A 26,389-nucleotide genomic window follows, 5' to 3' on the forward strand; every position below is an offset into this window, starting at 1 on the left:
TTCCCTATGCTTGGCAAGAGAAAGGGACGGGTTTAAGCTTACCCAGTCAACGCAGTAAGAGGTTAAATGTCGTGGGTTTGATGAATCGAAACAATGACTTATCTGCTTATGTTTTTGAACGCAGTATCACCAGTGCAGTCATTCTCGCTTGTATCGATGACTTTGCTCGTCAATCTACCAAGCCAACAGTGATTGTTATGGATAAAGCCTCTATTCATACCAGTCAACTGATTCAAGAGAAATTAGAGCAGTGGAAGAACCAGCAAGTTGAGATTTTCCAGTTACCCCCTTATAGTCCCCAGTTGAACTTGATTGAAATTTTGTGGCGTTTCATGAAGTATGAGTGGATTGAACTCAATGCATATGAATCTTGGGAAAGTTTAGTCTCTTATGTTGAAAAAGTTCTTCGAGACTTTGGTTCAACTTATGTAATTAATTTTGCTTAGCTACTTACTTTAGCCAAAGCAGAAAATCCAGACGGGGAGCATAAAAATTAGTCCGACAAAGGAAAATGCGATCGTGCTGATCAGTAAATCACGATCGAGATTGTAAACCTCTGCCAAAATTAGCACCGATAAACCTGTGGGCGTACCCGACATCAAGGTCAAAATTAAACGAGGATCATGTCTGAGTCCAAACATAGTTGCCCCCAATCCAATCGCTAAAGGGACAATGCCAACCCGTAAAAATGCGGCGACTGCTGCTGTTTTAATACTTTCCCATTTCTCAATTTTGCCTAAACGTAACCCTACTAGCGATAGAGCAAAGGCAATCGTCACCCAAATTCCCGCATCTAAACCTGACTCAATCACCGCGGGTAAACCAATCGGGCGAGTATACCAACCAATCGCAAAAGCCCATAAACTCGGCACAGTCGCGACATCTAGTAATAGTTTCCACCAAGGCGGCTTCACATCACTCTTACCAAAATAGCTAGCGATAAATACAGCAATTCCATAATTACCAGCGACATTACTGGCAATGCTATATAACACAGCCCAGTCAGTGAATCTCGCACTGGTAAGGGAATTGGTCAGCGTTAATCCGACAAATCCTGTATTGCCCAACATCGTCGCCAAAATGAAGCTTCCCAAACTAGAGCGATCACTATCTTCGCGTTTTACGAATTGCCAAGCAACGAGGGCAAGTAGCCAACTAACGATCAAACTGGCAATGGCAACATAGGGAATATAGGGTGTATCCGAGAACTGGGTATGTCTTGCCAGTACAAATAACTGGAGAGGTACACCCACCCAGTAAAGAGAAATTCCTAAGAATTTGGAAGTATTGGCGGGTACGAATTTGGAAGCGATCAGACCAACACCAGTCCATAACATTAGAGGAATATAAGCATGGATGAGATCGCCTAAATGGAACAGAGACCAAAAATTGTCGAAATCAGTTAGCAGCATTCAAAACCCATTCGGTAATACCATCGGCAAGCGTGGCGGCAAGTAATTTTTGCTGCTGTGGATTAATGATCCACTCAAACTCGACTGGGTTAATCATAAATCCTAATTCCAATAGCACTGATGGCGCAGTCGTGGGACGCACAAGGGCAAGATTATTCCAGTAAACGCCGTAGTCTTGGCGATTTAGTTTTTGAGCAATATAGGTATTGATAAACTTAGCAAAATCATGGGCTTGAGAGTTATACCAAAAAGCTCCAACTCCCGCCGTATTAATTGCATCACCATGATCGGGTAAGGCGTTGTAATGGATACTAATTGCTAGAGTCGGTTCTTCGCGATCGATTTGTTCAACCCTTGGCGCTAAAAGAATATCGGAGTCATCGGTGCGAGTCATCACCACCTTAGCCCCCCGACTTTGCAACTCAGCTTCGAGAAGTTTGGTCGTAATCAAATTGACATCTTTTTCGGGATAGCCTGTTGGACCCCGCGCACCTAAATCTTCATTGCTACCATGTCCTGCATCTAACAAAATTTTAATATCTTTGAGGGGCTGAGCCAAATTAGCTGCCATGATTGTGGGTGGATGCTTGAGGGAAATAATCAAGTTTGAACCCTGGTAACGTACTTTATAACCCCATTGTTGCTTGGGTTTAAGCGCAATGGTATAGGTAACTTGATGGGGTGTAGTTTGCACCCAGTCTAATTTATCGATGATCGAATTAGGATCAACGAAAATTGTGTCTGTTTGAGCGGTGACATTGTGCAGCGTGACTGTAAATTTGCGATCGCGTTGATTAATTTCGATTGGCACAGGCACTTCTAGGGGGATTGTCACCTCTGTCCAAATGTTGTTTTTAACTTTAGAGCCAATCCGTTTAGTGTTAACGCTCCGCACGATTGAATGGGTTACCCCTGAAGATTCTTCAATTTTGACGAGACTCTTGCGTACCCAGCCACCATAGTCTAACCGCACCCAGTCGCCATCTGAACCTGTAATCATCGCTTTAGTTCCTTTGGGCAAAGGTGTCATTCTCGAAAAATCAGTGCTTGCCCCAGTTCTCGCATCAGCAACATTGGCGGTTACCTCAGCAACTTGCATCTTGCGCGGTGACAAAATCTCAATCTTGCCTTTTGCCCTTTGCCTCACCATGCGATCGTCTAACCTTAATTCATATTCAGGCTGTCCCAGTTGTTGGGCTGACTCAAATACTGTGCAACCACTAAAGTAACCATCCAGTTCCTCTTGGCTAGCAGCATTATCTCCTGTTAGCACTGAAGAATTTGGGGGTAATTGGGCAGTGCGGCGAGGGGATAGCGCAATTTGTTGGTCGCCAATTTTGACAACAACGGTTGCTCGTGGAGTTGCGATCGCAGCAAAGCAAATTTTTTCATTAGGCTGTCGGACAATATCGACGTTGGGGAATAGGGAATCATCGACAAACCCAAAATCCTTTGGCGGTAGCGTAGTCCTTGACTCGCGGACAACCTTGACGTTAATGCGCCGCTCGCCATTGCCTGCCAAATTAATATATTTCAGCTCAAAATTATTTTCCCCTAACTGAAGTGGCAAAGTTGGCGCAAAATGCCCTGCGCTAGTGCGATCGATGGGTTTGCCATTGATGCTGACCTTGCCATCTAGCGGGGCAGTACCAATAAAAAATATGCGATCGCTAGTAGTGGTGTGTTGTAACGGCGGATAGGTGAGATGTAGTTGGGTTGGGGGGATAAAGTTTTGGGCGTTGATGGCTGTAGCCAGCAACAAGCTGATCAATATCCCAGCCCAAAAAAGACCTATCTGTCGCCGCATAATTTTTTAGTATCTAGCTGAAATAGCGCTGTAATAAACACTATTTAACACTATCGTTGCGATCGCACTTTCCAAATAAAAATTGTCAATTCAAGAATGATAATGCAACACCTAGAGATCTTTGCTTAAAGGGAATCATAAGGATAATCTGATGATCATCACAACAATCAGTATATCTTCATTACATTTACACATCTTGTCACCACGGAAAGAAGCGAATTTTACAAACTGAGAGTAATTGACCAATTATCCATGTTAGAGATCGATCGTCGCCTGAAGCGAAACAAAAGTATAATCTCCAGAGAGCTATCGCGGAACACAGAGGGACGACAGGTCGGTTATTTGCCAGACTTCTCAAACACGCTCTCAAGCTCAAGCCAAATCGGTTATCGATTTTTTCGTCAAGCTTTAATTGATCCTTCTTCCATTTCTCTCATCCCCATTCTTACCTGAATACTTACCCCAAATCATCAAACAGACTTAATAAATTAGTGTTGAACTTCTCTCTAGAAGTAAGCAACCTAAAATCTTCAAACTTAGGCTGACCAACCTTTGAGAGGAATTTTTCTTTGTTTAGGATTGTTTCTAAACATTCGATTTGCTGTTCTATATTTTGGTTGCTTGCACTTAATCCTAAATTAAATTCTTTGACTAGAGTTTCCATCAAATAACCATGAGCGACCAATACTGGCTTGTTAAAGAAAGCCGCTTTAGTCATGATATTGCTACTGCTTGCAAAGCACTCATAAACCAAATACAAAATATCACATTGGCTAACTAAAGAGTTAAAGTTAGCTTCAATAGGAATTCTTTCAAAGAAGAAAAATAAATTTTCAGGATCAGAATCGCAAAACTCTGTGATCATACCTAGTTCATCTGGGGAAAATGAATTTCTATCAAGAATTCCTGCTAACAAGAAAAAATATGGATAGTTTGACAGCTTTTTAACAATTTCAATAAAAGGTAACACTCCCTTTCGCTTGTGTAAAGCACCTAATAAACCAATAATCGGTCTACCATTTGCCTTTTCTTTAATTTGTTGTGCCACTGGATAGATACTACTGGGGAGAGATACATCAGCGGTATCAGGGAGGATCACAATTCTTTTATTTAAAAACCTCAGCTTCTCGGCACTTTTTTCGTTCAGGACAGAAAAGGACTGGCATTTTTTTGAATCAAGTATTTTGTACATATTTGGATTGACAAGCTTATCCTCAGATCCTGTATGAAAGACTATGCCAAGCCACTTATATGGAAATACAAAATTGATAGCATCGTAAAGAAGCCTGCACTTAAATGATGCACTACTAGTAGGGTAAGCGAAATATATGTAATCATCAAAGTAGTTGAAAAAGACAAAATCGGGATCAAAGTTGTACTTTTTACTAGCTTTTTTGATTCTTTTTAAAGCTTCATACCATCTGTAAAGAACGAGTAAAAGAGTACTCTTTTTAATTTTTTTTATAGGAGACAGTTGCACATCAATCAATGTTTCAACTATGAGATTGCCAGCTTTTTCGGGAATACTTAATCGGATGCTTTCATACATCTCATTTGGATTGGGGCATAGCACTACTACTTGATAGTTTGATTGTAGAAAAGCTTGCGTTACAAAGTTGGCATAGGTCGGATGATGTCCTGTCCATCTAATATCTATAACTACTACTGTTTGCATATTCCACAAAGGTAGATTTGATACGAAGCATCTAAATCGTAACATACAGCAAATTCCGATCGGAATTTGCTGTATAAGGAGTGGGAAGATTTGCTTGGTGGCGATTTTGGTAAAGAGATTGGCATTATTTAGCAATGCAAACTATCTAAAATTAAAAAAGTGGGGCGCATTGCGCCCCGCTTTTTTGTTTAATTTACTCTGACCCTAAATCTGATAAATCCGTAAGAGCTAGACGGCAAACCTGCACCTGTAGCACCAAGCACAGATGGAAATGTCGGCGTGCCTGTGGTACGAGTGACATTCACAGTGACAATGCCATTGCGATCGCAGTAACGGGTCTTTTGAGCAGAGGAATGATCGGCGCAATTACGACCGACAACACTCCGCCTGTAATTAATGCCAAAAATTTGGGATAGCGCAGTAAATTTTGGATAAAGTTTTTCATAATTCAAATAATTAAATAAACAAAATGAGAGCTAATGGTTTCGTCCATGTCTTCCTACACAACTTTAGCATTGTGAGATTAGCCTAGATTTCTCAAAAGTGATTAATACCCAAGTTATTTTACCTGCACTTGAAAGCGCACAAACCCATAGGAATTTGTGGGTGTTCCTGCACCTGTGGCATGGGGCAAGGTTGTTAGGGTAGGTGAACTAGACACAACATTAACCACGACTAAGCCGTTAGTATTATCAGCAGCAGTCAAGTCATCACTAGGCACAGAGGGGTTTGCCGCATTTAGTTTACGGCAAGTAGCAGGTGGCAAACTACCTGCGGGATAGAACTGACCGAGATCGCTATCAAATGCACTAGTGAAATAGGTAATGGGAAGAGTGGGTGAAGCCTCATTATTAAACGCAATCCCCAAATTACTGCTATTACCCACAGAGTCATAAGCTCCATTCACAAAGGTCGTGTTAGCAGGAACTAAATCGCAAATAGTGACATTGGTGATTGCTCTATTACCACTTGCCAAAAAATAAATCGTGTACTCAATGCGATCGCCGGGTTTTGCCGTGACATTACTGATAGCTCCTCGCAAATAGTCAGTATTTGCTCCTATGTACGTTGCCCAATCAGGATCAGGATCGGCTGTGTAATCTGCGATCGGGAGATCATTAACGGCAGTTATTCGCTTGGCTAGTATTAGTTTAAAAATTGGCAATAGCAAAGATCGACCAACTTGGGCTGTAGTCGGATCAATTGTTCCTGTTTGGACTTGACTAATGTTCCCAGTTGCGGAAGGTGCAGGAATGCCTAATGGCAGAGAGGTATTAGTTGTATCAATGTTATCGGTCTTCACGTCACCGACTGGTAAATTAGTACCTGTTGCTGCAGCTTGATTGGACAAAAGTTGATTAGCTGTTGCTGAACCACCAACAATAGTTTTGATTTCAACAGTGATTGCACCACCTACTTTTAACACAAACCCAGGAGCAAAGAGGTTATCATTACCATTACCTGTGTAGCCAGAATTTATGGTTGGTAAAGTATTCTGTGTACCGATACCAGAGACAGTAATAGGATTAGATGGTGCTAAAACTAGATCCCCATCAGCAAAATCTGGGAATTGATCGATGATTTGGAAGTTTGTGATATCAACATTGCCTGTATTAGCGTAAGTGATTCGCCATGTCAATGTGTCGCCAGTAGATATCACACTGCTATTATCTGGATCGGCAGTGAGGTTTACTGATTTATAACCGAATACTATGGCTTGATTGATTCCAAAATCTTTACCCGTGATATTTGTACCTGTATTGAAAGGTGCTGTCACTAGAGGGCTAGTAGCAACAAAACCAGGTGGTAATGAAGCCGCAGGAGCCGCAGCTCCTATAGTCCCAGTACTGGTACTCAAACGAATAGTCACATTATTTTGATTAAAGGGAACATCGTTAAATATATATGTCCCATCTGCATTGACTGGTGTAGTCGCTAAAACATTACCAGTACTGCTTACCAAAATTGCATTTAAAAGTCCCCCTGCATTTGTGCCAACTTCAGAGCCAGTTTGAATATTAGTAAAAGTGCCATTGGCGGAATTATCAACATCATCAAAAACATTGCCACTTAAAAATTCATCATCAAAAACTGTATAGCTTGAATTTCCTATTGGTGGTGAACCACAAGTGGTTGTGGAAGAAATAAAGTAATTACCTGAAGAACCAATCTCGAAAATGATACTTTCATCTCCTTCAGTTGTCCCATCTTGGATAATCGTAAAAGGGATGAAGAAAGTACTAGTCGCATTCGAGCCATCGTAGTTACCAGCAGGGATCGTCATCGTAAAGTTGTTGGTTCCTGTCGGTGTATTAAAGTCAGTTCCCAGTACCGCCGTGCTTGCTGCACCAATAGAAATAGGAACGACAATCCCGCCAGCAGGGACTACGCCCACCACACGAATTTTGGGAGGATTGGAGGTTGGGTTAGTTTCGGCTTCGGCGGCTCCGCCTGAAGACACAGAAAATTCGATTACAGGCAACCCCGCAAATTGGGCATTATCAATAAAGTTTCCTATTGTGTTATTACCAGAACCAGTGGCAATAGATTCAAAGCCAATAGGAAAATTTCCTGAGGTACTTGTATACCGAAAGCTACCACTATACCTGACCCATCCATTTCCCTGAGGTTGAGGCGGATCTAAGCTAACAATGTTACCGTTTCCAGGTGGTGGTGATGATGCGCTAATGGATGGAGTGCCAAGAGATGCGTTATTGGAAGTTGAAAACGCTGCATAGCGATTAGCGATCGCGCTAGCGCTGGTACCAACAGTCAGATTATTCACTTTAAAGACAGCAGTATCGATACCAGTACTATTCCGAGCGCGATGGTCTATCGAGAATTTAACGGTCTCGTTATTGAACAAGCAAAGATTTTGATAGAGTTGGGAACTCTGCTCAGCGTTAAGCTCCGCAAAAACTTGATTAGCCTGTCCAGAAATTACAGGGGGAGGGGCAGGAACGCTGTTAAAGTTGTTGTTCCACAATTCAATCAAGGGAGTTAACCCAGGTGAGATAAAATCCGCGCAGTTCCCACCCCCTGAACGAACATTAGTATGGGTTGTTTCCCAACTAGGAACAGACTGAGGGTGTACTTGGATAAAACACCCTACAGCACCATTATTGCGAAGCCTGTTAATAATGCTGGTGAATCCTGGGGATAAAGAGTTAAGGGGACTAGGGGGATTATAAAATGTGTTACCAGGAGGATTTTGTACTAAGTCTTGTTCAAAACTGGGATTGAGGAACGATCGCTGAATAAATTGGGCTTGTGCGGTTTGAGGGCAAAGGGAGGCTATTACAGACAAGCCTAGAATTACTCCTCCTATTTTGCTAACAACTTTTTTCGAATTTTTCATTTCTCAATCCATTTTTAGTGCGTAAAATTGCTTTTAGTATTAGTTCTCAAGCTGCAAATCAGTTTTTTGATTTTCAAACTTAATCTCAACATCACGAACATCAGTAAATTCAATCTCGACGCGCCGATCGCTAGCATAGTCAATAATCCGATCGCCTTGAGCAGACCGTTGAGTTTCCCCAAGCGATAGCACCGTCATGCGTTCTGAAGGAACTCCCTGTCGCATCAGATAATTCCGCACAGAAAGCGATCGCCTAAAGCCGAGTTCGCGGTTATATTCATCACTGGCTCTAGGATCGGTATGTCCAACGAGGTTAATCATAATGGTGGAATATTGCTTTAATACATCCGCAACCCGATCCAAAACTTTAGCGCTGTTGACACTAATATCATCGCGATCGAGGGCAAAGTGAACCTGACGCGGCACAGATAAAATAATCGGCACAGGCGGATCTGGTGGAACTTGGACAACTTGGGGCGGCGTAGTACAGGCTGGTGCTGGAATTGGTGAGTTTACATTTGTCGGTACGGACAAATCAGCATTAACGATCCTTGCATTTAGGGCAGGCTCAGAAGTCCCGTATTGCGGATCAGTAGCGATCGCGCTGATAGTGTCGCCAACTTGGAGATTAGTTAGAGTCGCGCCAAATTTGCCATTAGCATTGGTTTTTACGGTGGTCAGATATTCACTCAGAGAGCCATAGGGCAGATTATCATCAACCTTACCCTTGACTCGATAGAGATCGATTTCCGTGTCAGGATCGGCGATGCCATCGATATTTACTTGGTTGGGGGTAAACATTGGGAAATCGCTAGCCAGAAAGGTCGGTGCATCGATTGCGCCATTGGCAGTATCCACCCGTCTGAAATAAGAATCGCGTTTGGTATTGATGCCATCACCCGTAACAAAATCGCGATCGGCAACATGGTTTTGACTAATCAAATCAATGCTCAAACCACTGAGCGCTGTAAAAGTGTTTTTGCGAATCAAGTTGCGATCGCTTTTAGGAAAAGCGGCGATCGCCACACCCGCACCGCGTTGATGGGTGATTTGATTATTAGTCACTTGATGATCATTGCCCATCAAATAGATGGCGGCATAATTGGTACTGCGAGAGTTGCCAATTATGCGATTGTCTTCAATGCGTATTGCTCCATTCGGTTTAAACAGATAAATACCACTGCCATCATTGGCACAAATTGTATTGCCCTGAATTTTTAAATTAGCAATCTCTCCCTCCAGATAAATACCATGGGGCATACCATTAAACCCGTTGCTAGTAATCGCATTGCCGATAATTTGTGTGCCTGTTGCCCTAACAGATGTAATGATGCCACTACCTCCATGATTGGCAATCCGATTGCTGCGGATCAGAGCATCGGTACTATTGAATAAATAAACACCAAAACCAGAATTTTGTTGGGGTATTGCCCCTGTGGGTGTGATACCGAGCCAATTGGTTTCGAGGACTACCCCTTGGGGGGGACGACCAGAGACTGGTTGGGAAATAAAGATATCTGCGGATGGTGGGGAAGGAGGGAGATTGCCATTGTTATTAAAACCATAAAGACTCAGCCCCTTGATCGTCACGCCATCAGCAACAATCGTGAAGCCGTGCCAAATTTCTACTCCATCGGCAGGGGCGATCGCCACAATTGGCTGGGGAATCGCTAATTCTTGGGCAAAGGATGCTTGGGAGTCATATCCCGTTTGGGTTGTGCCATCAATGCTCAGATTAGGAATATTGAGATCAGGTAAGGCTTGTTTTAATTTGATTGTGGTGCGATCGCTTGGCAAATTAAACCGAATTTGCGAACCTTGACTATTATTGGTATCTATCTGCACTTGAGAGCGTTCTAGATCGCTAAGTTGACTAAGAGGAATTGTGCCATTGACAATGGCGATCGCCTCCCGCAATGTCAATTCGCGATCGGACTGAATGTCATCACCATCGCTGTTGACAGTAATTTGATAATTTTTCTCTTGGGCAACTGCTGGATTTGACCAAGCCTCAATCGTCAGACTACTCAAGCCAATCATGCTGATCATCAGAATTAATTTATAGCTAGTTACTTTTCTCATATTCGTTAATTCTTGAGATTAGGAAGTTGATCGGCAGGGATGGCGAAACCAGTTTTGGCGACATCGTTCATCTCTAGGGCGCGGATGAAGGCGGTGACCACATCGCCATTACCCGTGAGTAAGAAGTTAAATGCTGTTGCTAGACGACGGTCAGCCGTAGTTGCTGTAGCCGTTGTCACAGGTACGTCATCCTGAGTGGCAATGATGTTGTCAGGATTGATGATCGCCGCTAAGAATAACTCGGTTGGTATTTGGGTAAGCAGTTGATTTAAACCAAGCTCAGAGAAACTTAGAGTCTCACTAAACTGCAAGGTTAATTGGTCGTTCGATGGCAAATTAGGTAAGGTACTTTCGAGCCAGTTGCCTAGTCCATTCAACCTGCTAGAGAGACGACGACCGCCGTTAAGATCGTCTTGCATCAAGAGTGCCAAGGGTGTATTGACGGTATTGGCGTTTGCCATTGGCACGGGTGTAGTTCTGGCATCAGCTTGGGTGGCTGGGACTGTTGGTGTGGTGGCGATGGTGTTGGTGCTGTCGTCATCGCTAAGGGATATATAAACTGGAGAGTTGTTTACGTCTGTTGGGTTGATATTGGTATTGGTATTGGTGCTTAACAAAATGCGATCGGAGTTAATGCCTTTATCTAATAGATAGGTTCTGACTGCTAGCAGTTTAAACATTTCTAAGTTGTTTGCGTTACTAGATACTGAGCTGGTTTGCAGTTCAATAGTGGCATTAGGGTTAGTCTTGAGACGCTCAATGAGACGATCAATGCTGGCATAGCTCAAGTCAGCAATTTGTCCATTTTTATCGACATTGATGCCCAGAGAAATGTTAGTAGATTTATTGATCGCAGGGTTGATCGGTGCATTTGTGGCATTGGCTTGAAGATTGGATGTGCTGTCAGGCAAGATGCTTTGCAAGAACTCAGCCGCAGGTGAGTTAATAGTGCTTGCTTGCAAACGATTTGCGATCGCATTAAAGACATCGGCTTTACCATTGAGGGCAAAGCTAACCAGTGACAGATTAGCAGGCTCGGCACTAGCAGCGACACCACCTAAAGATCGCAAGGTCATTTGACTACCCGTCACCCCACGATCGAGCAGGTACTTTCTCGCAGCGATCATCCGATTGGCGGCTAGGTTATCCCCTGAGTTCATATCGGCAAGGGAACCCATGTAGCCTTGGATATCAATGGAGATATTTTTATATTCCTTCAGTACCGAGGCTAAATTTTCGAGAACAGCGATGTCGGCAACGCTCAGATCGGTACTATTGGGATTACTTTGGCTGTTTTTAAAGGTAAGCGATCGCGATACATTGAGGCTAATGCTCTGCGGCAAATTAGGAATCGCTGCCGTCGCCACTTTTTGAGCTGGTGGTGCAACTTGGGCAACAGGGGTTTGTGGATCGATTGGTTCTTGTTGCTGACGTGGAGGCATTTTTTGCAAGCCAAAACCATCAAATAATTCGTTCAGCTTGACGGTCAAACCTGCATATAAACCACCCGCAGAACGAGTACCGCTAAAATCACGATCGGCATTGATCGAGCCAGAGCTATAACCAACAGCTAAACGTAAATTAGGGGTGAGATAATAGCCAACTTCGCCGACTAAACCCAATTCGCTATAGCCCGCAGTCGGTTGCGCCAAAAATCGACCTTCTCCCACCAGTTCGAGGTTGTAGTTGAGGCGATAGCTTACGCGAAACTGAGTCAGATTAGTGATGGAGTTGGCAATAAAGTCTTGCGCGACTTGGGTGGTGCTATTGCGGAGAGCCAACTTGCCATAAAATTCCCATTGCCAATCGGGGGCATAGATGGCTTCGATCGCAAAAGTATGGTCATTGTAGCCATTGCCTGCGCCACTAATTAATGACTCAGGGACAATACTAGGATTTTGGCGATATTCATAGCGCATCAGCACATTTAATCGGTCATCGTTAGGATCGCGATAGGCGAGTCCCACCTTGAGGCTAGAGATTGTACCTAAGCCTGCGAGGGCTTGGTTGGCGGCGCTTGATTGCTGATAGTTAAACAGCATCGTCAAAGCTGGCGAAAGCTTGCCCAAGGCGGAAGCGTTGAAAACACTATTGCTGCTGGTGTTATCGCTGCGATGCTCAAACCTAGCGCTGGCTTTGAAATCAGGGTTGTCAGTATATTCCAGACCAATGTTGTAACTATTGCCATTTTGCAAGGTCAAGGAACTAGAGGACTGCCCCACAGCAACGGGCTGAAGGAACTGTGTACCTGTGGGTGTAGTAGTCGCAAAACTACCAAAGATATGCTCATAGCCAAAGGCTAAGCGCAAACCCGAAACGATTTGCCAACGTTGATTAAACCCTAAAGCTCCCTGTGTAGAGTTAGTGTTATCGCCAGTTAAGAAGGAATAACGACCTGTAAAGCTGGTATCCGTGCCGAGCTTATATTCGCCGATCAAATCAGCACTGGTAATCGCCTTACCTGCTAAGGGGCCAGACTGGAACCATTGCTGTCCCAATCGAGCCGTAACCCCTTGTACAATTGTCCAATCGAGCGTGACAACGGTGCGATCGGGAATAACTGCATCAGCACTCGCTGAGATACTGACTTCGTTTTGGGCATTCAGCCGCAAGCTATCAGTAATCGGTACACTCAGTCGCGATCGCAGTTGTGTGGAATTGCTGGTTAAAAAGTTAGGAGGTTGCCGATCAATGCGATCGCGATATAACAAATCGAGATTCAGGAGCGCCGCACCTAAGTTTTGCTGTAACCCGACGCTGATCGTCCGTAGGGAATTATCCACGGCTGATCCTGGTACAGCTTCTTGCCTTTGATTGAGTAAATCGGCAAGGGATGTAAGCGGACGAGGCGCAACCCCTAAATTGTCTTCTTGGTCATACTGTAACTTGACGCTGGTGGTCGAACCTAATTTGGCATTGACCTGTGCGCCATATCTCGTCTGCCCAGGCACAAAACTAGTAGTAGCGTTATTCGTAAAGCCTGTTTCGGTTTTGTTGTAATACAGACGAGTAAGAATGCCAGGGGCAACTTCGCTATTCAGGTCAAAGCGGAACGCGGAGCCACTGACATATCCTAATAGTTCCGAATCATTTTGCGATCGCGCATATTCAGCAATTAGTTGCGTTTTGTCCCCAAGGGAAATCAGCGCACTCGTACCATAAAGAACGAAGTTGCGAACGCCAAGACTCTCTTTAAAGTAATTAGCCGTGAGCCAACTAGGTTGACTTTGACTACGATTGAAGTTGTATCGCAACTGCCCACCATAGATGGAGCTATCGCCACCGACCTCTTCATTTTGATAGGTGACCACAATCTGGCGACGCAACAGATTACCTCGCTCATCTAAGTCTGTTTGTAACAGAGGTTGACGAAACAGCAGTGAACCACTGTCATAGTCAATGTCGTAATCTTTGCCCCGTGATAGTTGCTGCCGCGCTATGACTGTGCCAGCACTAAAGAAATCAATCAACTCAATAACGACATTTTCACTACCATTAATCAAAAAACGCTTGGAGAGAAAATAAGTACCACTCGTACCATTGGGGGCAATCGTATCACGCTGGAAACTCTTACCCACATTGCTATAAAAGCCTGTGATTTGGAGATCGCCAAGATTGAAGTTTCCCTTTAACCCTTGCAGTTGACGAGACAGACCACTATATTGCTGCGATCGTGAAGTGAACTCCTCAGTATTAAAGTTGCCCCACATCAAATAATCTGTCCCCGCACCCTGTACAGGCGAATTGCGCTCGACCCGTAAATAAAGGCTATCAAAAGATGGGGTGGTCAGACTCGAAGTAGAACTATCACCAGTTACAGGATATTGTGGGTCACAGTATTTTTCGCCTGTGAATAAGCTGCTATTGCCTGCACAGTCTTGGCTGAGAGTACGGCTGTTATTAAATGCACCTGTAACCAACCATTCACCCACGCGCCCTGTGCCAAATACAGCACCATAGAGATCGACCTGAGTACGATTGTCTCTATCAACGGGTAAAAACTCCCGCAAACTCCGATAGAAGTCTGTACCTCTCGCACCAACCCGTAGATCGATTACGCCTGTAACAAGAGAAGGGCGCAAATCCGTTTCAAATTGTACCTGTGTAAAGGCTTCCATTTGCGATGTGACAGCGCGAATAGTCACTGAGCCTGTACTGAGTCCAGACTTGAGCTGTGCTGTGAACTTGCCCTGCTTGGCTTGGACTTGAAAGCCTGGTTGTTCAGGCGAGAAATCCGTACCAATAAATTCTCCATTGTTAGTTTCTAAGGTAACGACCGCATCCCAATTAGAGCGATTGTTATTTTCATCAACTAGCTGACCATCAACGGTGGCAAAAGAGCGTCCGTCGGCAGGAATTCGCGATTCCAAGGTTTTGATCACCAATTTCACAGGTGTACCTCTGACCTTAAGATTGACAGAGGCATCGAGAATACTACTATCCCCACCAATCGCCTTGGCAGAAACGGTATTATTACCCGCCTGTAAAGGCACACCGTACCAAGTCTGGGTGACAGTTTGATTAGCCTCATCTACTTCCAAGCGCCCAATCGAGCTAGCATCAACGGCTTTTCCATTGACCAACAATTCCACCTTAGTCTTGAGCGGCATCTGAATCACCACGGTTGCCGCAGGCACATCAAGAACGGTGTCGATCGTGGGTGAGAGAATGACTATACTCTGTTTGGTTGTCGCCTGTGCAGTCGGGGAGGTGATTGTATTTTTATCTAGATTTGGATTGGTTTCGGGAACTGGGCTTGGGTTAATCGCAGGTGAGATCGCAGGTTTAGCGATTTCTTTGTCTGTTGTTTTATCTATAGATGAAACAACAGTATTTTCAGGGAATTGAGGATTATTGACGATTGGCGGAGTATCGTTTGACTGTGATGCATTTCTGTCCTGATTAATCAGACTTTCAGGGGAATTAAGCTCTACATAGCCTTGCTGATCCTTGCTCAGTCCAGTGGTATTGGCATGGGCAGCTGTAGTCATCAGCATCAGCAAAATTTGGGGGATTACCAAACTCGCTATTCTAGGAAACGACTTTAATTTACGTTTCATGGCTTGATTCCTCCCGCCTGACTATCGCGTACCGCAGGAGTCACGGCAAAATTCACCCGCCCTAATGAACCTGGGGCTAGGCGGACTAATCGTGATTGACTATTGCGCTCAATGAAATATAGATTGGGAGCCAGCGTATAACCTGGAATAGAAGTCAAGTCGATCGCCAAGGTGCGACTACCTGACAAAACATTATTAAGGGAATAAAGCCCATTGGCATCGGTGACGATGCGCGTACCATCATCCATAAACAGAACCGCATTGGGCATTCCAGCCTCTCCTGGTTGCTGCTCACCATCAAAATTTTTATCAACAAAGACTCGACCAATTAGAGTTCCACAATCTGAAAGAATCCCTGGTTGCAGCCTGATTCTGCTAAATACAGGGCCATCATTGACAATCTGTTGGTTGTCAGCACGAATCCCCGAAAGAGTAGCGCGATTGATCCCATCACCACGTAAAGCATCATTGGTGATTTGGGCGGCATAGACGATGTTGAGGACTGTATTAAGATTGGCGGCATTGGTAGGGGGGAGAGTGGTGTTGGGAAAAGCAAAAGTTAAGGTGCGACCATTCTGGGATACGGTCACAGGTGTGGCAACTCCTCCTATTTCGGCACGTACAGAATTCTCTAGATATTGAAACCCGACTGGTAAATCATCGCGAACTTCGGGCTGATTAATCGCAGTATTGGCAAGATTTCTGACGGCTAGGCGATACAGCACGGTATCTCCAGACTGGGCCGCAGCGCGATCGCTAGTTTTGACAATCTGAATTGCTTGGTCATCACAGGTACTCAATTGCAGATTAAAGATTACTAGAGACAGTCCCACTGTCTCGGCATTGCCAATAGTGATGATGCCATTAATAGAAGTTGCGCCGTTAGTGGAAGATATAGGCTCACCATCTAGGGATGTAGCAGTGTAGCTGACAACATTACCATTTACAGAATCGATAGTAATTCTGAGTCTGCGTCCACTCAAATCTGAGTTGGCTGGAGGCTTGACCGTTAGAATATATTGACGACCGACATCAATCTGTCCCCGACTTGGATCAAAGAGAAAGCTATATCTCCCTTGATCACTATTGGTCAAAAAGAAGGGATTCGCGTTGAAAAAGTTGGGAGCAACGCCAACACGCGTGTTAGGGGAAGCTAGGTTAGGCGGAACAGTGGCAGTTAAAGAAACAGGTGCACCAATATCGCCTAGGTTATTGAGTGGCTCAAACAAGCCAACACTAAAGCCCGTATAGTCGGGCAATTGACCGCCATCACAGCCTGTCAACCTTCCAAAGGGGTCAATTAGGGGGCTGGTTTGGACTTGCAGTTGAGAAGACTCGCCTTGAAATGTATTACCTGATATTGGCTCAGTATAGCTGTAGGTGGCTGTATTGAGAATGGGGGGATTGGTTGTTGGGACTGGTTGCGCCAAGACAGACTCACCTAGTTGCGATGCAGTGAAGAGCAAGATCGCAGTTAGGCTTAAACTCTGTTTCCAAACACAAATTTGCTTAATTGGCTTAATTTGATTAAATTGTCTTGCTATCCAGTTGCGCTTTTTCATCTCAAGTTAACTTGTTCTCTTATTGAAGCCAAAACCCAATTTTTTATCGGTAATTTGTGGATAGGCAATTAAAGTAGCTAAACATAACTAAAACCCAGAAGCGCGATTAGCCCGCAAAGCGGGCTAATCGCGCTTCTGGGTTTTAAAATTATTTATACTGAACTATTTAAAATCTAGATTTAAAATCAAATCAAACCTGCAATGTAAGTTTGATTTGATTTGATCTAGCGGATGCGAACTTGATAGGTAGCATTGACGGCAGTTTTGGCAGGGAAGTTATCGCCAAAGTTCCAACGGACATGGGTGTACATATTGTCGGGAGCAGGAACGGTGACGATTTCACCTTTTTCATTCTTGACACGAATGGTGGGAGTTGCAGTATAGGTTTTACCGCCATCAATGCTGTAGTCAACCTTGACCCCTTGTATATTTGGTAAGGTGGCTGAACCTAGTACATAAATGGAGCTTTTGGGAATCGGTTGGGTGACGACTAATTTTTTGATATTGCGATCGCTAGTATTGCTAGCAGTCACAACATAACGAACGGTTTCCCCTGGGCGCAGAGAAGCATTATTAGGTAATGCTTTCCACTCTACTGTTCCTGAAGCAACAGCCAAAAGGGATTTCTTTTCGGCTGTCAGTTGTAATTGAATGGGTGCTTCTTGTTTTGCGGTTGTTTGGGCGATCGCAGGTTCAGAACGCTGCAAGCTAGCAAACATCGGAGTGACATTGGCAAAAGAGATAGAGGAGATCAGGGCGATCGCGCCTAAGCCGATGAGATGTATAGATTTCATGGGAAGTATGGTGATGTGAGTGGCGAAAAGAAAATCACAAAAGGAAATTACAGGTTAAAAGATTTATTGCAACTTAGTGACAGCTTATAAACTGTCACTAAGTTGCATGACTAAGTTGAAGAAACTTAGTTCAACTTACGCTGAAATTCAAATGTGCGAAGCTCTTGTGGAGCAACTGGAACTGACAAGGTATTGATGTATTTGGTGATATCAGTTGCTGGAGTTGTACCAGTCTGTTCAGTAACAGAGCTTAAGCCTGAAGTGCCTGCAAAGAATGTGATGACTGAACCTGTCCCCGAATCAATTGCAGAACCCGTCACATGGCTGGTATCAATCACACCATTAGAAGCATAGTCTTGTCCCCAGTTGTTACCATTGGGAGCAGCAGGAAATATAGATGAATTCAACACACCACTTTCCGTAATCACTACTTTGGTGGCATCTAGAATCAAGTTGCCAGAACCAGTTGGTGGGGTGGAAATATTTTGGTATTCGATCACGTAGCGGACAATGTTACCAGGAGCTGGCGTTTTATCCAAAGTGTCTAACGTACCATTACCACCCGATACGGCTGGTCCAGTGCCTAGCAACACCTGTGATTTTTTGGTCAATCTCAAGAAGCCAGTGTAAACCCGATTAATCGTTTCATTGAAAGATTCTCCAGTGTCGAGAGTCCCGTTACCAGCATTAGCCCCAGCACCCGTATCAGAGAAGGCAAGAATCGGTACTGGATAACCTCTATTTACTGCTGTATCAGTGGATAGACGAGTATTAGCAGGAAGATCGACCTCGACAGTATAATCTACCGATGAATTGGATGGAATTGTGGGAATTTGGATAGAAACACCACTAGTGAAAACAAATAATCCGTTAGTTAGATCATAGGTATATACCGCAACCTGAGAACCGTAGGTTAAAGTTACTTCTGTACCATCTGGTAAATCCGTTATTGTGTCTGGGGCGATAGGACGCACCAAAATATTGGTTAATGTGGTTGTTGGCGCATTCAGAGTATTCGTAAAGGTAATAGAATCAGGATCAAATGTCGATGGTATGGTGGCATCAGGCACAAGACCAGGAGGTACAGTTGTTGACTTGTTAGTGAAGTCATCATTGTTATCTGTTGGACCAACAGCGGCAGGACTATTTTGAGGTCCATTAAGGATTGCTCCTTCTGGAGCCAACGTTACAACGTTATTTTCACCACTAACACCTGTACCAGTGTTGTTGTTGTCGTTGTCTACGCCATCAGTGGCAGGATTAGCAACACCTATATTAGTAGCAGGATTAAAAACAGGCCCGACAGTACCGTCATTATTGAAGTTACTAGGGGTTTGGTCTCCAGATTCGTCATAGACTACGGTAGTGCCACCGACAGTCTGACCAAATAATTGAGCAATGTTATAGACATTGCCGCCAGTAGTTGCATTTAGACCAGTAGTTTCAACAGTGAAGGTAAAGCCTGTGGTGGTTGTACCTTTAGCGATTGGATCAGTAGCGTTTGGAGAATTAGGACCAGATGTAGCAAGATTCTTGATAAAACCAACTCGCGTAACAGTGGTCAAATCACCTGGAGCAGTGATTGTCCAAGCAGTCGCATCAGCAAGGGGATTAGTAGGGGTAATAGTGCTATAAACAACTGTCCAGCCTGTTGGAGCAGATGGCGCGGCATTCAGAACTGTATCGGTAGGAATAACATCAGACACCAATATTGTCTTGATTGTATTACCACCATTGATACCAGCAACTTTGATATTAGTACCTTCTAATTCTGCTGCGACGAGTGAAGGATCTGCGCCCACAGGAGCAGCATTGTCTACTCTCAGGGTCAAATTATATGGAACAAGGTAAGATGTGAAGTCAAGAGGTGTTGCACTGGTAGCAGTTCCTGCGGTCTTGAGAATAGCGGCAAAAGCTTGAGGTGTTGCACCAACCAATTGAGTTTGAACAGCACTCGCCTCACGCTCACCATTGACAGGAGCGCCAGTGGTTTCACCCGTAGTACCATCAGCAGCATCAACAGTAGCGAGATTACCTGTGCCAGAAACTGCTTGGTTTTGAGTGTCAGCACTATTGTCATTAGGAGGGGTATCACCTAGCTGCACCTTGATGGGCGCACCTGATGTCGCACTTAAGGCAACCGTGACAGGTACATGAACCTTGATAGTTCCACCAGGAAGGAGAACAGCGGCTTCTGCTTGAGCAAGAGTCCCGCCAACGATATCGCCAGAATCAGTTAATACCCCATTACCATTGAGGTCAATATCGTAAGTAACTGTGCCAAGCGTTGCTGGCCCTGTGACAAGTGGCGTAGGAATAGTGACCGTAGTTGTATCGTTACCAACGTTGGTAATTAAGAAGTCATAGGTCAGAACGTCAGTGGGTAAAACAGGTGTCGTGGGGGTTGAGTCAGTTATACCATCAGGAACGTTGGTAATACCTGCAACTTCGGCAACGGTAGCTGTGACAGTATTTGAAGTGGCGTTGATTTGTGCGCCTGGTTGACTAGGGTCTTCGTAAGTTGCAGTAGCCGTGTTTCTGATTGTCTCACCAGCCGCAGTTAGTGGAGCTGTTTGAGCTGATGCAATGAAAGGCACAAGTTGCCATGTCCCCCCAGCAACAAGTGCGGCTGTAAAAATATGGCGCAACGAGAGGGAAGTCTTTACCTTCCTGGAGTTGGTCTTTGTATTTGAATACTGCATTGTGTTCCTGACTTGATAGAGCAATGGCTATTTAGACTGTTTCTAAGTAATATGAGAAGCTTTTTAGCAGTCGTCAATGTGGATTCAAGAATATTTCCTGAAACCTTGTTTTTTATTTATTTCTGTATATTCGGTTAATAATTTACCCAAATAATCGCCAAAAGTTACAACCAATGATCGATATTTTAACTATTCATAGTTGTTGCTGATTTATGAGTGATAAACAAATATTTTTATATAAATTTTACTCGTAAAATTTATATTCTTACTTATTACTGAAATTATCGGTATTTTCAAAAGATAGCTTAAGTAGTTAAAAAGCATATTGAAAAAGATTTTTTCGGTTTTTGTTTATTGGAAAATAATATAGCTTTAAACCATCAATAAATATCAAGATAATTTTTGTGAGGACTTATTGTAAACTGAAAAAATTAAGGTGAAACAGAAAAAATATAAAGTTAAAGTGATTATTTTGCTGGCAAATTATTTATGTTGAGACAGCATCTAAAATCTTATTGTTTTATGATTTTTTGCAAAAAAAGCAATCTCAAGTAATCGACTAAAAGAGAATAGTCGTAAATCATTTTCACTAATGATTTACAAATTTGTGGATATGTGTTTATGAGAATCTATGAAAAAATGCGTATTATCGGAATGCGAGATATTAGTCTATAGAATTAATGTGGAACAATCTTGAAGTTTTGCATTTCTCACATTCACTAAAAAATTGCAAGCCACTTTTGCGGATTCTTTCACGATCGCAACAGGTTGGGCAAGTATTTTTGATGGGTGTGTTCTTGCCACAGGCATTGCATTTAAAGAAGTAACTATGCACGTATGCGATCGCAATATTAGGGCTTTGACAGTGAGTGCAAGTATTTTTTGTGGTTATTGCGACGGGCTTAGCAACTGGCTTAGGTGGGGGGTCTGGCTTAGGTAGGCGACGCGAAGAGGTGGGGATAATCTTTTTTGGTGGTGGTGATTGTGGCGTTGCGATCGCAATATTTTGCATTGGGCTATCAACCAAAGGTTTGTTTTTGACAGGTTGATGATGCGCCAACAAGAATTTACTGATTTTTGAGATTTCTTCTTTATTAAGTTCATAGGCAGTCTCTAAACTGAGATTAAAAAGACTACTTTTTTTGCGATATTCCGATGCGATCGCCTTGATCTTTTCTGGAACTTGGTCAGCTTTACAAACAATATCCAGCTTGTCATTTGCGGGACGATTGATAATTCCAGAATCAGAAATTGCCACTAACACATCAATCGGCATCTTTGTAAAATGGGATTGCATCCCAAACAACATCTTATTGAGTAAGCTCTCAACATGATCTTCTAAATAATCTTTGAGAAACTTTCCCTGTCGCTGAGCTTGAAAAATTGGCGAAGGCATTCCTTGCCAATCATTATTAAACCAGCGCTTCCATTCCCCAAGTTCATTCACCTCAACGCGAGTGGTGACACTTTTACTTTCAATGATCACTATTCCATATTGATATAAAATCAAGTGATCAATCTGACAAACATCCTCATCTTTTTTGAAACGGAGATTGTTAAAAATTAGAAATTGTGGATCATCCTTAAATTCTCTTTTGAGATAGAAAGCGAGCTGAGACTCAGCGCAATATCCTGCTTGTTCAAGCTTGTTAGTTGACTCAATGCTATCTAGTTCTTTAATAACCATAGTCTTGGGGTAGCGCTAGACCGTGCTTCTAGGGCTTTGCACTCAAATTCAAATTTTTAAACCTTACGTAACAGAAGAAAATGTAGTGACAATTCATGAATTGTCACTACATTTTCTTCTGTATTCAGCGCTATTATTCGTTAGTAGCGGCGGCAGCAGCCCTTGCGGCGGCGGCTTCATCGGGATGGATACCCAAGCGAGTTAGGTTAAACCGTCCACGATTATCCACTTCCCGAATCTTGATCAGGACTTCATCACCAACGGCAACTTCATCTTCAACCTTGCCGACACGCCCCTCGGCAAGTTGGGAAATATGTACCATTCCTTCTTTACCAGGAAGGAACTCGACAAATGCACCAATGGGGATGATACGGGTAACTTTCCCGAGGTAGACATCACCAGAACCAACACGACGAGTCATATTTTCAATGATCCGTTTTGCCCTAATTGCACCATCTCCATTCATCGAGGAGATCATCACTGTGCCATCGTCTTCGATGTCAATCTTCGCGCCAGTTTCCTCAGTGATACCCTTGATGTTTTTACCACCAGGTCCAATGATCATGCCGATTTGTTCTGGATCAATGCGAATGGTGAGTAGACGTGGTGCATAGGGAGATAGGGTTGGTCTTGGCTCGGAGAGCAATTCCAACATCTTGCCCATGATGTGTGCGCGACCAGTTTTAGCTTGGGTAATAGCAGCTCGCACGGTGTCCATGGAAATACTGGTGATTTTCATATCCATTTGCAGGGCCGTGATACCAGTATCTGTACCCGCAACCTTGAAGTCCATATCACCAAGGAAGTCTTCAATACCTTGAATATCGGTAAGGATACGCACTTCATCGCCTTCCTTAATTAGCCCCATGGCAACTCCACTTACGGGCTTGGAAATAGGAACACCTGCATCCATTAGGGCTAGGGTAGAACCACAGACAGAACCCATAGAGGTAGAACCATTGGAAGATAGAACTTCAGATACAACGCGAAGGATGTAAGGGAATTGATCTTTGGGTGGTAGCACTGGTAAGAGTGCGCGTTCAGCTAAAGCGCCGTGACCAATCTCACGACGACCAGGGGAGCGCATGGGGCGGGCTTCGCCAACGGAATAGGGTGGGAAGTTGTAGTGGTGCATGTACCGCTTTTTAGCATCGGGATGCAAATCGTCAAGTTCTTGGGCATCGCCAGGTGTACCAAGGGTGGCGATGGAGAGAACTTGAGTCAAGCCACGATTAAAAAGACCGCTACCATGGACGCGAGGAATAACGCTGACTTCTGTGGAAATAGGGCGAACTTCATCGAGTTTGCGTCCATCGATCCGCACGTTCTGCTCAATGACTTGCGATCGCATTAATTTTTTGGTGAGATCTTTGTAAGTGGCACTGACCACTTTCTTATCGGCAGCTAGTTTGACAGGATCTTCATCGGGCAACGCGGCAATCGCCTCTACCAGCTCAGCCTTGATGGCATCAAGGGCAGCATCACGAATATTGCGATCTTTTTCACAGCTAGCGACCACCTGCGCGACTTTATCTTTAACCAAATTGGCAATAAAGTTTTCTAGGGTTGGATCGGTTTCAGGAGGAGTGAGATCGGCGGGGGCAATGCCTAGCTCTTCAATTAACTGGAGTTGGAACTTAATCAATTCTTGAACTGCTTCATAACCAAAGTCGATCGCTTCGATCATGTCAGCTTCAGGCAACTGATTCGCTCCTGCTTCCACCATGATGATGCCTTCCGCAGTACCAGCTACTACGAGGTCAAGATCACCTGCTTCGACTTCGGCATAGGTGGGATTAATGATAAATTCATCACCGACCAAACCAACTCGTACACCTGCCATTGGCCCCATAAATGGTAAACCAGCGATCAAAGCAGCAATGGATGCACCTGTGACGGCTAAAACATCGGGCGGTACTTTTTCGTCAATCGCCATGGTGGTGGCGACAATTTGCACGTCATCACGCAACCAATTAGGAAAAAGTGGACGCATGGGGCGATCGATTAATCGGCAAGTTAGGGTTGCCTTTTCGGGAGGTCTACCTTCACGACGCAGGAATCCTCCGGGGATGCGACCTGCTGCATATAGGCGCTCTTCATAATCAACAAGCAGTGGCACAAAATCAACGCCTTCGCGAGCAGGACCTCTGGTCGCTGTCACTAATATTGCTGTTTCCCCACACTGGACTAATACTGAGCCGCCAGCTTGAGGGGCAAACGTGCCAATTCTTAATTTAATTTCCCTGCCATAAAAAGGGATAATTTTTGTTACGGCATCCATCTATAATCTACTTCCGTTTTGACTTTTTTCTCGTTATATATCTCGAATGGTAGCACTGATGTAGTAAGGTCTGTTGATTATCGGGCTTGATTGCCGCAAAAAACGAAGATAGAGGCGTTACAAGTACCTATAGAAAAGCTTAGTAGCGATCGCATGTTAAAAATTAAGAAATTTAAATCTTGTCAGGCTCTTTTGATTATTAAAATGGAGTCAAGAAAGTAAAAATTTCTTAAATTCAACTTCAATGTTTACAAATTTGAATCGCAAGGCTAGGTAGGAATTATGTTTAAGACTGTTTTATTTCCTCTAAACAGAAGTCAAGAAACCCGCCAAGCTGTAGACATAGCGATCGAGCTTATCCAAAAGTATCAGGCAGATCTATATGTGTTGTCAGTTGCTGAGGCTGATAGTGATCGCCAACCATCGCAGGATCTGATCCAAGAGGTGCAATCTTATTTTTCGGAGGCGGGGATTGCGGTGAAGACAAAGGTTGCTGAAGGCAAGGCAGCTTTTGTGATCTGCGATTTTGCCGATGAAATTAATGCGGATCTGATTATTATGGGTTCGCGTGGAGTGAGCCTTTCTGAAGAGCATCCTGATGATAGTGTGAGCCAGAAAGTGATTAATCTCTCGCCTTGTCCTGTATTGGTTGTGCCATAAAAAAGGCGGCGCAATGCGCCGCCTTTTTTATGGCAGTCTTTGGCAAATCTGGTGCATTACTTGGGCTGTCCACTCAATGTCGGCGATTTCGTTGGCTTTGCCAAGGGTAATCCGAATGCTATTCTTTGCCTCGGTAGGGGAATAGCCCATGGCTAATAGGATCAAGCTAGGTTCGATCGCACCGCTACTACATGCCGACCCTGAACTAACCGCTATGCCTGCATAATTCATTTCGCGGACAAGGCGACGACCATCGATATATTTGTGATAAAAGCTGAGGTGATGCGGTAGTCGGTTAGCATTGCTTGCGCCTGTCGGAATCAGGTCTGGGATATCCGCGACTAATGTGTATAGGTGATCGCGTAATTGAGTTAATCTTGCGGATTCAGTGATTAGTTCCCGTTCGGCAAGTTCGGCGGCCAAACCTAAGCCTGCGATCGCAGCGACAGCCTGTGTACCCGATCGCAAATTACGTTCCTGTCCACCGCCTTGGATCAGGGAAAATTGAGATCGCAATTTAGCGGTGATCGGATTAATATAGAGCGCTCCGATTCCCTGTGTGCCGTAGAACTTATGGGCGGATATGGAGAGTAAATCAATGGGTAAAGCTTGGACATCTATCGCCATCTTGCCAATCGCCTGTACGGCATCAGTGTGGAATAATACCCCCGCATGACGACAAATTTGCCCTAGCTTCTCAATGGGCTGAATTGTCCCCACTTCATTTTGGGCGGCGATCACCGATACCAGCACAGTATTCGGCTGGATTGCTTGTTCAAGATCTTGAGGATTGACGCGACCACGACGATCAACAGGTAGGCGGGTAATTTGCCAACCCTGCTGCTCTAGATATTGGGCAGGGACGCGGATGGCTGAATGTTCAACGGCAGAGATGATCATGTGCTGAGGCGTGAGATATTGTCGCGCCATGCCCATCACCACCATATTGTCCGATTCAGTCCCGCCCGATGTAAAAATAATTCCTTCAGGATCAGCATTGATCAGACTGGCTACTTGTAAACGCGCTCGCTCAATCACCATGGTGGCGCGTTCACCCCACCAATGCAGGCTTGAGGGATTTCCCCATTGCGATCGCAACACCTCTGTCATCAGGTCAATGACTTCTGGTCGCGTGGGGGTTGTAGCACCATGATCTAGGTATATTTGCATGAAATAATTTTATCCTAAAGTCAAAAAAGAGGATCTGCTGAGCAGATCCTCTTTTTTGACTTTAGGCGATATTTTCTAGTTGGCTCTAAGTAACTGGGCTCAATTAAATATAAAACCCTAAAACCTGTGGTGCACGCGC

The 26,389-nt window shown here is 44.1% G+C and carries 15 protein-coding genes; 2 read left to right on the forward strand and 13 right to left on the reverse strand.

From position 1 onward, the window contains the following. The coding region (locus tag H6F41_RS13000) for an IS630 family transposase (protein WP_190401965.1) at nucleotides 1-446 on the forward strand (446 nt) is incomplete at its 5' end. 9 nt (nucleotides 447-455) lie between these two features. Here H6F41_RS13000 and H6F41_RS13005 read toward each other — a convergent pair. From H6F41_RS13005 to pnp, 12 genes are all read right to left on the reverse strand, one after another. After that, entirely contained in the window at nucleotides 456-1,412 is a 957-nt protein-coding gene (locus H6F41_RS13005; protein WP_190403904.1) for an AEC family transporter, read from the reverse strand. Next, nucleotides 1,399-3,174, reverse strand: a complete 1,776-nt coding sequence (locus H6F41_RS13010) for an N-acetylmuramoyl-L-alanine amidase (RefSeq protein WP_242023039.1) — start codon at nucleotides 3,172-3,174, stop codon at nucleotides 1,399-1,401. The genes H6F41_RS13005 and H6F41_RS13010 overlap by 14 nt, the downstream gene beginning before the upstream one ends. 502 nt (nucleotides 3,175-3,676) lie before the next feature. After that, complete coding sequence (locus H6F41_RS13015) at nucleotides 3,677-4,894, reverse strand: glycosyltransferase family protein (RefSeq protein ID WP_190403906.1); 1,218 nt, start codon at nucleotides 4,892-4,894, stop codon at nucleotides 3,677-3,679. Nucleotides 4,895-5,195: 301 nt separating this feature from the next. After that, a complete protein-coding gene (locus tag H6F41_RS13020; RefSeq protein WP_190403907.1) occupies nucleotides 5,196-5,339 on the reverse strand; it encodes a DUF751 domain-containing protein in 144 nt (47 codons plus the stop codon). Nucleotides 5,340-5,453: 114 nt separating this feature from the next. Next, the gene (locus H6F41_RS13025; protein ID WP_190403908.1) at nucleotides 5,454-8,252 is read right to left on the reverse strand and encodes a DUF11 domain-containing protein; all 2,799 of its coding nucleotides are present in this window, start codon (nucleotides 8,250-8,252) and stop codon (nucleotides 5,454-5,456) included. Nucleotides 8,253-8,291: 39 nt separating this feature from the next. After that, nucleotides 8,292-10,334: a right-handed parallel beta-helix repeat-containing protein gene (locus tag H6F41_RS13030; protein WP_190403909.1), complete on the reverse strand. Its 2,043-nt coding sequence runs from the start codon at nucleotides 10,332-10,334 to the stop codon at nucleotides 8,292-8,294. A gap of 5 nt (nucleotides 10,335-10,339) precedes the next feature. Then, nucleotides 10,340-15,394: an OmpA family protein gene (locus H6F41_RS13035; RefSeq protein WP_190403910.1), complete on the reverse strand. Its 5,055-nt coding sequence runs from the start codon at nucleotides 15,392-15,394 to the stop codon at nucleotides 10,340-10,342. After that, entirely contained in the window at nucleotides 15,391-16,956 is a 1,566-nt protein-coding gene (locus tag H6F41_RS13040) for an isopeptide-forming domain-containing fimbrial protein (protein ID WP_190403911.1), read from the reverse strand. The genes H6F41_RS13035 and H6F41_RS13040 overlap by 4 nt, the downstream gene beginning before the upstream one ends. A 224-nt stretch (nucleotides 16,957-17,180) precedes the next feature. Further along, nucleotides 17,181-17,750, reverse strand: a complete 570-nt coding sequence (locus H6F41_RS13045) for a DUF11 domain-containing protein (protein WP_190403912.1) — start codon at nucleotides 17,748-17,750, stop codon at nucleotides 17,181-17,183. 125 nt (nucleotides 17,751-17,875) lie between these two features. Beyond that, on the reverse strand, nucleotides 17,876-20,452 hold the full coding sequence (locus tag H6F41_RS13050) for a beta strand repeat-containing protein (protein ID WP_190403913.1): 2,577 nt from the start codon (nucleotides 20,450-20,452) through the stop codon (nucleotides 17,876-17,878). A 664-nt stretch (nucleotides 20,453-21,116) separates the two neighbouring features. Next, nucleotides 21,117-22,139, reverse strand: a complete 1,023-nt coding sequence (locus tag H6F41_RS13055) for a nuclease-related domain-containing protein (protein WP_190403914.1) — start codon at nucleotides 22,137-22,139, stop codon at nucleotides 21,117-21,119. Between the two features lie 133 nt (nucleotides 22,140-22,272). Then, a complete protein-coding gene (gene pnp / locus H6F41_RS13060) occupies nucleotides 22,273-24,420 on the reverse strand; it encodes a polyribonucleotide nucleotidyltransferase (protein ID WP_190403915.1) in 2,148 nt (715 codons plus the stop codon). 282 nt (nucleotides 24,421-24,702) lie between these two features. Between pnp and H6F41_RS13065 the strand changes: the two genes are divergently transcribed. After that, nucleotides 24,703-25,080 carry a universal stress protein gene (locus tag H6F41_RS13065; protein ID WP_190403916.1) on the forward strand — a complete coding sequence of 126 codons (378 nt, stop codon included), beginning with the start codon at nucleotides 24,703-24,705 and terminating at the stop codon, nucleotides 25,078-25,080. Nucleotides 25,081-25,107: 27 nt separating this feature from the next. Here H6F41_RS13065 and H6F41_RS13070 read toward each other — a convergent pair whose 3' ends face one another. Further along, nucleotides 25,108-26,250 (reverse strand): cysteine desulfurase family protein, encoded by a 1,143-nt coding sequence (locus H6F41_RS13070; protein ID WP_190403917.1) that lies wholly within the window; start codon nucleotides 26,248-26,250, stop codon nucleotides 25,108-25,110. Nucleotides 26,251-26,389 lie beyond the last annotated feature (139 nt).

Source organism: Pseudanabaena mucicola FACHB-723, from assembly GCF_014696385.1.
Lineage (GTDB): Bacteria > Cyanobacteriota > Cyanobacteriia > Pseudanabaenales > Pseudanabaenaceae > Pseudanabaena.

What these genes read in the sequence shown, in the direction of transcription:
- H6F41_RS13005 (WP_190403904.1), bottom strand. Translation starts at nt 1,412, where the DNA reads ATGCTGCTAACTGATTTCGACAATTTTTGGTCTCTGTTCCATTTAGGC.
- H6F41_RS13015 (WP_190403906.1), bottom strand. Translation starts at nt 4,894, where the DNA reads ATGCAAACAGTAGTAGTTATAGATATTAGATGGACAGGACATCATCCG.
- H6F41_RS13020 (WP_190403907.1), bottom strand. Translation starts at nt 5,339, where the DNA reads ATGAAAAACTTTATCCAAAATTTACTGCGCTATCCCAAATTTTTGGCA.
- H6F41_RS13025 (WP_190403908.1), bottom strand. Translation starts at nt 8,252, where the DNA reads ATGAAAAATTCGAAAAAAGTTGTTAGCAAAATAGGAGGAGTAATTCTA.
- H6F41_RS13030 (WP_190403909.1), bottom strand. Translation starts at nt 10,334, where the DNA reads ATGAGAAAAGTAACTAGCTATAAATTAATTCTGATGATCAGCATGATT.
- H6F41_RS13035 (WP_190403910.1), bottom strand. Translation starts at nt 15,394, where the DNA reads ATGAAACGTAAATTAAAGTCGTTTCCTAGAATAGCGAGTTTGGTAATC.
- H6F41_RS13040 (WP_190403911.1), bottom strand. Translation starts at nt 16,956, where the DNA reads ATGAAAAAGCGCAACTGGATAGCAAGACAATTTAATCAAATTAAGCCA.
- H6F41_RS13045 (WP_190403912.1), bottom strand. Translation starts at nt 17,750, where the DNA reads ATGAAATCTATACATCTCATCGGCTTAGGCGCGATCGCCCTGATCTCC.
- H6F41_RS13050 (WP_190403913.1), bottom strand. Translation starts at nt 20,452, where the DNA reads ATGCAGTATTCAAATACAAAGACCAACTCCAGGAAGGTAAAGACTTCC.
- H6F41_RS13055 (WP_190403914.1), bottom strand. Translation starts at nt 22,139, where the DNA reads ATGGTTATTAAAGAACTAGATAGCATTGAGTCAACTAACAAGCTTGAA.
- pnp (WP_190403915.1), bottom strand. Translation starts at nt 24,420, where the DNA reads ATGGATGCCGTAACAAAAATTATCCCTTTTTATGGCAGGGAAATTAAA.
- H6F41_RS13065 (WP_190403916.1), top strand. Translation starts at nt 24,703, where the DNA reads ATGTTTAAGACTGTTTTATTTCCTCTAAACAGAAGTCAAGAAACCCGC.
- H6F41_RS13070 (WP_190403917.1), bottom strand. Translation starts at nt 26,250, where the DNA reads ATGCAAATATACCTAGATCATGGTGCTACAACCCCCACGCGACCAGAA.